This is a genomic window from Acidovorax sp. (assembly GCF_016783915.1).
GTDB lineage: Bacteria > Pseudomonadota > Gammaproteobacteria > Burkholderiales > Burkholderiaceae_C > Acidovorax.
In genome coordinates this window covers 1-6,596 of the sequence record NZ_JADHVT010000203.1, presented here as the reverse complement: position 1 = coordinate 6,596, position 6,596 = coordinate 1, and the positions used below count along the sequence as shown (strand labels likewise).

10 protein-coding genes and 1 pseudogene are annotated in these 6,596 nt (G+C 66.6%); 1 reads left to right on the top strand and 10 read right to left on the bottom strand.

Annotation, left to right across the window (positions count from 1 at the left end):
- A pseudogene (locus tag ISS20_RS22545) lies at nucleotides 1-505 on the top strand (integrase); the annotation flags it as partial.
- Here the strand turns inward: ISS20_RS22545 and ISS20_RS22540 are convergent.
- The 10 genes from ISS20_RS22540 to ISS20_RS22495 form a co-directional block, all read right to left on the bottom strand.
- Nucleotides 477-773: an AlpA family phage regulatory protein gene (locus ISS20_RS22540; protein WP_291439737.1), complete on the bottom strand. Its 297-nt coding sequence runs from the start codon at nucleotides 771-773 to the stop codon at nucleotides 477-479. The pseudogene ISS20_RS22545 and the gene ISS20_RS22540 overlap by 29 nt on opposite strands.
- Nucleotides 770-1,162, bottom strand: coding sequence for a hypothetical protein (locus tag ISS20_RS22535; RefSeq protein ID WP_291439735.1), 393 nt, complete (start codon nucleotides 1,160-1,162; stop codon nucleotides 770-772). The genes ISS20_RS22540 and ISS20_RS22535 overlap by 4 nt, the downstream gene beginning before the upstream one ends.
- Complete coding sequence (locus ISS20_RS22530) at nucleotides 1,162-1,677, bottom strand: hypothetical protein (protein ID WP_291439733.1); 516 nt, start codon at nucleotides 1,675-1,677, stop codon at nucleotides 1,162-1,164. Before ISS20_RS22530 ends, ISS20_RS22535 begins: the two co-directional genes overlap by 1 nt.
- Nucleotides 1,674-2,777: an RNA-directed DNA polymerase gene (locus ISS20_RS22525; RefSeq protein WP_291439732.1), complete on the bottom strand. Its 1,104-nt coding sequence runs from the start codon at nucleotides 2,775-2,777 to the stop codon at nucleotides 1,674-1,676. The genes ISS20_RS22530 and ISS20_RS22525 overlap by 4 nt, the downstream gene beginning before the upstream one ends.
- Nucleotides 2,774-3,682 (bottom strand): DNA cytosine methyltransferase, encoded by a 909-nt coding sequence (locus tag ISS20_RS22520; RefSeq protein ID WP_291439730.1) that lies wholly within the window; start codon nucleotides 3,680-3,682, stop codon nucleotides 2,774-2,776. Before ISS20_RS22520 ends, ISS20_RS22525 begins: the two co-directional genes overlap by 4 nt.
- 349 nt (nucleotides 3,683-4,031) lie before the next feature.
- Nucleotides 4,032-4,502 (bottom strand): four helix bundle protein, encoded by a 471-nt coding sequence (locus tag ISS20_RS22515; protein WP_291439727.1) that lies wholly within the window; start codon nucleotides 4,500-4,502, stop codon nucleotides 4,032-4,034.
- 75 nt (nucleotides 4,503-4,577) lie between these two features.
- Entirely contained in the window at nucleotides 4,578-5,078 is a 501-nt protein-coding gene (locus ISS20_RS22510) for a DUF1566 domain-containing protein (RefSeq protein ID WP_291439726.1), read from the bottom strand.
- 83 nt (nucleotides 5,079-5,161) lie between these two features.
- Complete coding sequence (locus tag ISS20_RS22505) at nucleotides 5,162-5,800, bottom strand: DUF1566 domain-containing protein (protein ID WP_291439724.1); 639 nt, start codon at nucleotides 5,798-5,800, stop codon at nucleotides 5,162-5,164.
- 40 nt (nucleotides 5,801-5,840) lie between these two features.
- Nucleotides 5,841-6,335 carry a hypothetical protein gene (locus ISS20_RS22500; RefSeq protein ID WP_291439722.1) on the bottom strand — a complete coding sequence of 165 codons (495 nt, stop codon included), beginning with the start codon at nucleotides 6,333-6,335 and terminating at the stop codon, nucleotides 5,841-5,843.
- Nucleotides 6,332-6,596: hypothetical protein (locus tag ISS20_RS22495; protein ID WP_291439720.1), on the bottom strand; the 265-nt coding region annotated here is incomplete at its 5' end. The genes ISS20_RS22500 and ISS20_RS22495, both read right to left, overlap by 4 nt.

Below are 6,596 nucleotides of genomic sequence, written 5' to 3'. Positions count from 1 at the left end.
GCACCTGCGCGAAGAGGCGGGTGTGCTGTGGTGGACCATGCCAAAGAGCATGACCAAAAACCGGCACATCGTGGGCGCTGTGGATTTGCGCGTGCCACTGTTTGGCCGGGCTGAAAAGATTGTGCGGCGCCTGGTGGCCGCTGGGGGTGAATGGCTGTTCCCCAGCCAGGCGCGGTCGGGCGAGATCAGGGCACAGTCACAAACCTACATGCAGACCAAAGTGCACTACCTGCAGCCCTACTGCAAAACCCGGCCAGACCATGTGCGCAAGCGCCTGCCCGTCACCCACTGGTCGCCGCACGACCTACGCCGCACTGGCCGCACCCTGCTGGCGGCCATGGGTTGCCCGCATGAGGTGGGTGAGGCCATCCTGGGGCACGTGGTGCCCGGCGTGGCAGGGGATTACAACCTGTACCGGTACGACAAGGAGCGGGCCCACTGGCTGGCCGCGCTCGATGCGCACCTGGAGGGTATCGTCACTCTTGCTGCAGCTCAGCCCGCTTAACCCTGGGCTTGGGCGCCCCTGTGTTGTGCGGGGGCAGTTGCACGGATTTGGGCCGCGACGCAGCCCAGGCCGCCACCTCGATGGTGAGCCAGCCCACCCTGCGGCCTGACAGTTGGCGCGGCTCGGGGAACTCGCCCTGGCGCACCATTAGCTGCACGGTGGAGGGTGAAACGCACAGCGTGGTGGCCACGCCGGGCAGGTCTAGCACCATGGGGGTGCCTGGGGACAGCATTTTTTCTGGCTCGATGGGGGCTTGGGTGGTGGTCATGCTGCTTGCTCCTCATCCGGTGGCGAGTAGTCCCACTTGTCGATCAGCTCCATGGCCTCGGGCGGCAGTGGGTTGGCCACCAGCTCGGCGCGGGCTCGGGTCCAGCCTGCACATATGCGGCCGTCGTTGGGCGCGTGGCAGCGGAATGGCAGCCCCTCTGCCGCCGACTTGAGGAAGTCCAGTTGCGTTTGCAGGCAGCCGTTGGGCACGGTGTTGGGCTGGCAGGCGCAGGTTTTGCACATTTCGGCCCGCAGCATGGGGGCCTGCACGTCGGCCAGGCCGGCGGCTTGCAGGCGCTGGAGGCCAAGCGCAGCCAGCCGGGCTGCGTTTTTGCCCATGGCTTTACCTTGGGGGCTGACGCGGCTGTGGTCTTTGGTGGTGTCTTGCATCAGGCGCCTCCCGGTTCTTTGGTGGGAGCGGCGGCAGATAACGCAACGGCGCAGTGCAAAGCAATCTCTCGGGTGTATGCCACCAGGTCGCCCTGAGTGACGCCGTTCACCCCCTCCGACCACACCAGCGACCCGGCCCCGTGGTTCAGCAGGCTTTTGATGCCGACGCGCTGGACTGCCTTTTCGATTAGTGCGATTTCGCCATCGATTGGCGGCGTTGCCACTTCGCGAGTCGTGGTTTCCCTTTGGAATGCTGGTTTGTAAAGGGGCTGGGCGTCTGGATGGTCGATTGGCTGTTGAGACCAAAGGCGGATGTTCCCGTTGTCGGAAAACACCGCATATGCCACGGGCTCGCCAGCTGCACTTGCGGCTGAATCCCATCCACGTTCAAAGCCAGCCTGAAAAGCCTTGCGGCGGTCGTTGGTGTCGATCTGTGGGCGGGCTGTGAAATAGCTCTCGCTGGCGGCGTTCTGCTCACCCTCTCGGATGGCGTGGCGGTGCTCAAAATCAGTCATGCCTCATTCCTCCTGAATGCCTTGCTCAAATTCATCCCTTCCACCGCGTGCCCGCGTTTCAGCAATGCCCGGCACACGGCTGCGCGCTCCTTGTGGCTGTGGCTGGCTTGGCGCACCAGGCCCAGGTAGCTGTTGCCTGCGCTGAAGACCTCGGCGGCTGGCAGGTGCTCGATGCGCTGCAGAGCGCTGGCCAGGGTGCGGCGGCGGGTGGTGCGGCGCCAGGGCTTGATAACCTGGCCTACAAAGTCGATACCCCTGTCCACCGGCTGCAGGATGGTCTTGCTGGGGTTGAGCTGCACGCCCAGGTTGGCGGGCAGCCATGCGGTGATGTCGCGCAGCGTGGCGCTGAGCCATTGCGCGTCCGGGTGCAGCAGGATGAAGTCGTCCACATACCGCACGTAGTGCGGCGCGCGCAGCTGGTGCTTGGTGTATTGGTCCAGGCCGTCCAGCAGCACGTTGGCGAAGAACTGGCTGCTCAGGTTGCCGATGGGCAGGCCCGTATCGGCGGGCGCGTTGAACAGGCTCTTGTGCGTGGGCACGCGGCGCAAGGTGCTGGTCTTGCCGCGCACCTCGACGTCGCTGCGCGGGTCGTGCATCAGGATGGTGGTGGCCAGGGCCAGCCACCAGGGTTCATGGATGCGGGCGGCCAGGCGCTGCAGCAGGATGGGCTTGAGGATGCTGACGAAGAAGTTGGCGCAGTCGCACTTCAGGTAGAAGGCGGGGCGGGCCCAGTTCTGGGTGCAGCTGCGCACCTGGGCCTCCAGCCGCTGGGCGCCGTACAGGGTGCCCCGGCCTGGGATGCAGGCGCAGGAGTCGGCCACAAACGATGATTCAAAGCGCGGGCCGATGTGGTTGTAGAGCAGGTGGTGCACGATGCGGTCGCGGAACTGCGCGGCCCACACCTCGCGCGGCTTGGGGCGGGTGATGGCAAAGCAGATGCTGCGGCCGGGCCGGTAGCTGCCGTCCAGCAGCTCGGCGTGCAGGTCGCAAAGGTTGCGCTCCAGGTGCTGTTCAAACTCGCGGGCGCTGGCGGTGTTGCGCTTGTGCTGGCGGCAGTCGATGTAGGCCTGCAGGAGGGTGTCGAGGGTGGGGGTGGTCATGCTGCGGTCTTGATTGCGTTGATCACGTCGCGCGCCACGATTGGCACCACGGCGTTGCCCAGCATGTGCATGGCGTCCCTTGCGCGCTCTGGCAGGCGGTAGGTGTCGGGGAATCCCATAGCCCGGCGGCATTCGGGAATGCTCAGCATGCGCATGCGGTCGCCGTCCACCACGGCCCAGCGATCGATGGTGGTGATGGTGCCCAGTGGGCGGCCCAGACTGCGCCCTCCAGGTTCGTTGCCGTAGTAGGCCGTCACGAAACGGCTGCCGTGGCGCGCCCTGCCGTGGGCTATGCGTGCCAGGGTGGCAGCGGCGCGGCGTGGCTTGTGGATGGGTTGCCAGCGCCCAGCATCAAAGTCGATGATCTGGCCACTGCCTATGTGCGGCTGCGGTTGCAGGGCCAGTTCGATAGGGTGTTTGCTGCGCGTGGCCACCACAAACAGTCGGCGGCGGTGCTGGGCCACGCCGTGGTCGGCTGCGTCCAGAATCATCGGCGCCAGGGCGTAGCCCAGTGCGTGCATGGCAGCGCACCAGGCGGGGTAGAGTTGCCATGCAGCGAACTCGGGCACGTTTTCCACCAGAACCACGGCGGGTCGGTGGCATTCAGCGGCGGACACTACGGCCCAGGCGGTGGAGCGCATGGCGTCGTGGTGGGGGCGCTCTTTGCCCTTGGCCTTGCTGTGGCCCTGGCAGGCTGGCGACGCCATGAGCATGTCGTGTGATGGAACGATGCGCCAGTCGGCCTGCTGCAGGTCCTGGCAGACATGGGTTGTGGCGGGGTGGTTGTCGGCATGCACGGCCACGGCGGCAGGCCAGTGGTTGGCTGCCCACACCACCGTGCAACCGGCCATAGTGGCGCCAGTGCTGAAGCCGCCAGCGCCCGCAAAAAGGTCGATGGCTTTCATGTTGATATGCGGGAAATGGGGTGGCGGGCGCGGTGGCCCGCCTGGGTGAATGAATCTGCGGACAGGACGGGCACGGAACTCGTTGTCCTTGTTGTTGGCGTTGCTGTTGCCGTACTCGAAGTCCTGGCACCAGGCGTTGTTGCGCGAGTACTGCGAAGCGTCGAGCTATCTACGTCGCCCTGCCGAAGGCTTGCGCAGCCGATCAGCGGGGAAACTGCGCCGGACCGGGCCGCGCTGGTGTGCCGCGCGGTGGTATCCGTGGTGCGCCTGGCGGTGGGGGCTGCGAGTGTGCGGGCGCCCAGCGGCTCGACCAGATTCATAAAGCGCACGGGCATGGCGGCCTTGACTGTCATGCTGCAGGCGCTGCGGCGGTGGTGTCGAACAGGCTGGGCGTGTAGCCCTGTGGCTCTGCCGACGGTGTAGCGGTGGCGGGTGTAGCGCCATCGCTGGCCGGGCTGCTGGTGTAGCGTGCCCGGGCGGACTTGAGCCAGCCGTTGGCCATCTTGCCGATGGTGTCGGTCAGCTCGATGCTGGTGGCCCACAGCTTGGTGGCGATCAGCCGCTTGGCGTGCGCGGTGCGCAGCAGGATTTGCGCTACCTGCAGGCGCTCTAGCAGCTGCTCCAGGTGGGTGGCCCGGTCTTGCGGCTGGCGGGCGGCGTTGGCGCGGCCGATCAGCACCAGTATCTCGACACACTCATCCGAAATGCGGTACCCCATGGACGCGCGGAACGCGCGGGGTATGCGGGCCTGCACGTCGGCGCACAGGTCCAACAGGGCGGTGCCTTGTTTGTGGATTTCGAGGTCGGTTGCGAGAGACATGGTGCAAAACGGGTCGGGGTGGGCCAAAAAAATCGCGCGGACGGCGCTACGCGCCGTGGTGCTGCTGGGGAGGGCTCAAGTGTTCAAGGTGTGAAGTTGAACTCTGCGGACAGGACGGGCACGGAACTCGTCGTCCTTGCGGTCGGCGCCGCTGTCGCCGCACTCGAAGGCCTGGCACCAGGCGCCGTAGCGCGAGTACTGCGTGCTGCTCCAGTAGTAGTCCTGTGGGTTGAACAGCTCGGGCACGGTGGCCGACAGGGCGCGCAGCTCGGCGGCGGCGGGCAGGTACCAGTCGGTATGGCCGCCGAGGTCCAGGGCTTGGATGCGCTGGGCCAGCTGCAGGCCTGCGGCGGCCATGGCCTCGGTGTTGGCGCGGCCGTCTGTCTTGCTGTCGGCGCCTGCGATGGTGGTGTAGTCCTCAGACCAAACGGCGTCTTCAATCTCGGCCGACTGCTCGGCCACGATCAGGGCAAAGTCTTCGCTGCCGTCAGCGGCTGCGCCGCGCAGGATGGCGCCAAAGTGGCCGCCGTGGGTGGCAAGGAGGGCGCCGAACAGGGGGAGGGTGATGGTGCGCATGGGGTGCTGCCTTTCAAAAATTTGCGTCGGACCGGCGCTGCGCGCCGGTGGTGGGTGGAGGAAAGTGGCGAAGGGGTAAAGGGCTAAAGTTGAATGCTGCGGACAGGACGGGCACGGAACTCGTAGTCCTTGCCGAGGGCGCCGCTGCCGCCGTACTCGAAGGCCTGGCACCAGGCGTTGCTGCGCGAGTCCTGCGAGCTGCTCCAGTACCAGCCCGAGGTCTTGAACACCTGGGGCGCGTGCAGGTAGCACATCAGCAGCTCGATGCGGCTGGGCAGGTAGTAGTCGGCGTGGCCGTCTTCGGTGTATTGGCTGGCCCAGATGGCGGCGGGGTGGCCTTTGCCGCTGGCAGTCAAGGCGGCGGTGTTGGCGCGGCCATCGGTCTGGCTGGTGGCGCCAGGGGCCTCTTCGCCGTATGGGCCCCAGGTCAGGTCTTCGGCCTCGTTGGTGCCGACCACCAGGTGGCGCGCTGGCAGGCCAAACTGGGAGGGCAGTGTGCAGATGTAGATGCCGCCTTGGCCGGGCCAGGGCTGGCCGGGTGCGGGTGGGGTGAGTGCGGTGGTGGCTGCGGGTGCAGATGGTGCAGCCACTGTGCGCAGGGTGGTGCTTTCAGTGGCGCGCTGCAGGGACTGCAGAATCTGCAACGCTTGGTCCATGCTGCTGGGTGTGGCATGCGGGGCCTCGGGCTGCAGCAGGGTGATGTTGACGGTTTCGATGTGCATGGTGGGTGCCTTGGTGGTGGAGGGGTTGGTGGTATGGGAGTTAAGCGGCGGTGGAGGCCAAAATCTTCCGGCGCACGTGCTCCATCTGCTCAGTGCTCCAGATCGCGGCCTTTTCGGCCAGGCCGTAGCGGTCCAGCTCGATGAGGCTGTCGAACACGGAGGCGGCGGCGCGGGCGGTCAGCAGCTCGGTGGCGTTGAAACCCACGCGGCCGGTGCGGGCGTGGCGCAGGGCGATGGCCTCGTAGGTGTTGAGCTGGTCGGCGATGGCGGCCATGGCCTCGGGGGTGAACTCGGTGCCGTCTTCGGCCAGCAGGCGCATCAGCTGCGAGTAGGTGAAGCCGGTTTCCATCCAGTCCCACAGGTCGGCGCCGTCGGCGGTGCCGGAGGTAAAGCGGTTGATCAGGTCCCAGTGAATGAGCCGGGCATCTAGCTTTTGGTGGGGGGTGGTGCTGGCGCGCCAGAACTTGGGCAGGTCCTTGGGTTGTGCCATGGCGGCTTGTATCACCATGGATTGCAGGTGTTGAGCGGTTCTCATGGCTGTGGTACCTCTTCAATGCGTCCGTCAGGGAAGTGCAGGCGGTTGCCCACGCGGCTGGGCAGGCGGTAGGCGGCAAAGCGGGCGTCGGTGAGCCCGGGGTTGCGGTCCAGCTCGGGGCAGCGGTAGTGCGGGCTGTTCAGAAAGTCGCTGCGCTCGCGTGCTTCGCGGTCCACGCGGTCGGCCTCGGCGCGGCGGCGGGCCGCGTTGGCGGCGCGGGTGGCGGCGCTTTTTTGCACCGGGGTGGGGTGGCGGGCCTCG

Bases quoted from the DNA above. Each gene is read 5' to 3' on its own strand.
- ISS20_RS22540 (WP_291439737.1), bottom strand. From the start codon at position 773: ATGACCACCACCCAAGCCCCCATCGAGCCAGAAAAAATGCTGTCCCCA.
- ISS20_RS22535 (WP_291439735.1), bottom strand. From the start codon at position 1,162: ATGCAAGACACCACCAAAGACCACAGCCGCGTCAGCCCCCAAGGTAAA.
- ISS20_RS22530 (WP_291439733.1), bottom strand. From the start codon at position 1,677: ATGACTGATTTTGAGCACCGCCACGCCATCCGAGAGGGTGAGCAGAAC.
- ISS20_RS22525 (WP_291439732.1), bottom strand. From the start codon at position 2,777: ATGACCACCCCCACCCTCGACACCCTCCTGCAGGCCTACATCGACTGC.
- ISS20_RS22520 (WP_291439730.1), bottom strand. From the start codon at position 3,682: ATGAAAGCCATCGACCTTTTTGCGGGCGCTGGCGGCTTCAGCACTGGC.
- ISS20_RS22515 (WP_291439727.1), bottom strand. From the start codon at position 4,502: ATGTCTCTCGCAACCGACCTCGAAATCCACAAACAAGGCACCGCCCTG.
- ISS20_RS22510 (WP_291439726.1), bottom strand. From the start codon at position 5,078: ATGCGCACCATCACCCTCCCCCTGTTCGGCGCCCTCCTTGCCACCCAC.
- ISS20_RS22505 (WP_291439724.1), bottom strand. From the start codon at position 5,800: ATGCACATCGAAACCGTCAACATCACCCTGCTGCAGCCCGAGGCCCCG.
- ISS20_RS22500 (WP_291439722.1), bottom strand. From the start codon at position 6,335: ATGAGAACCGCTCAACACCTGCAATCCATGGTGATACAAGCCGCCATG.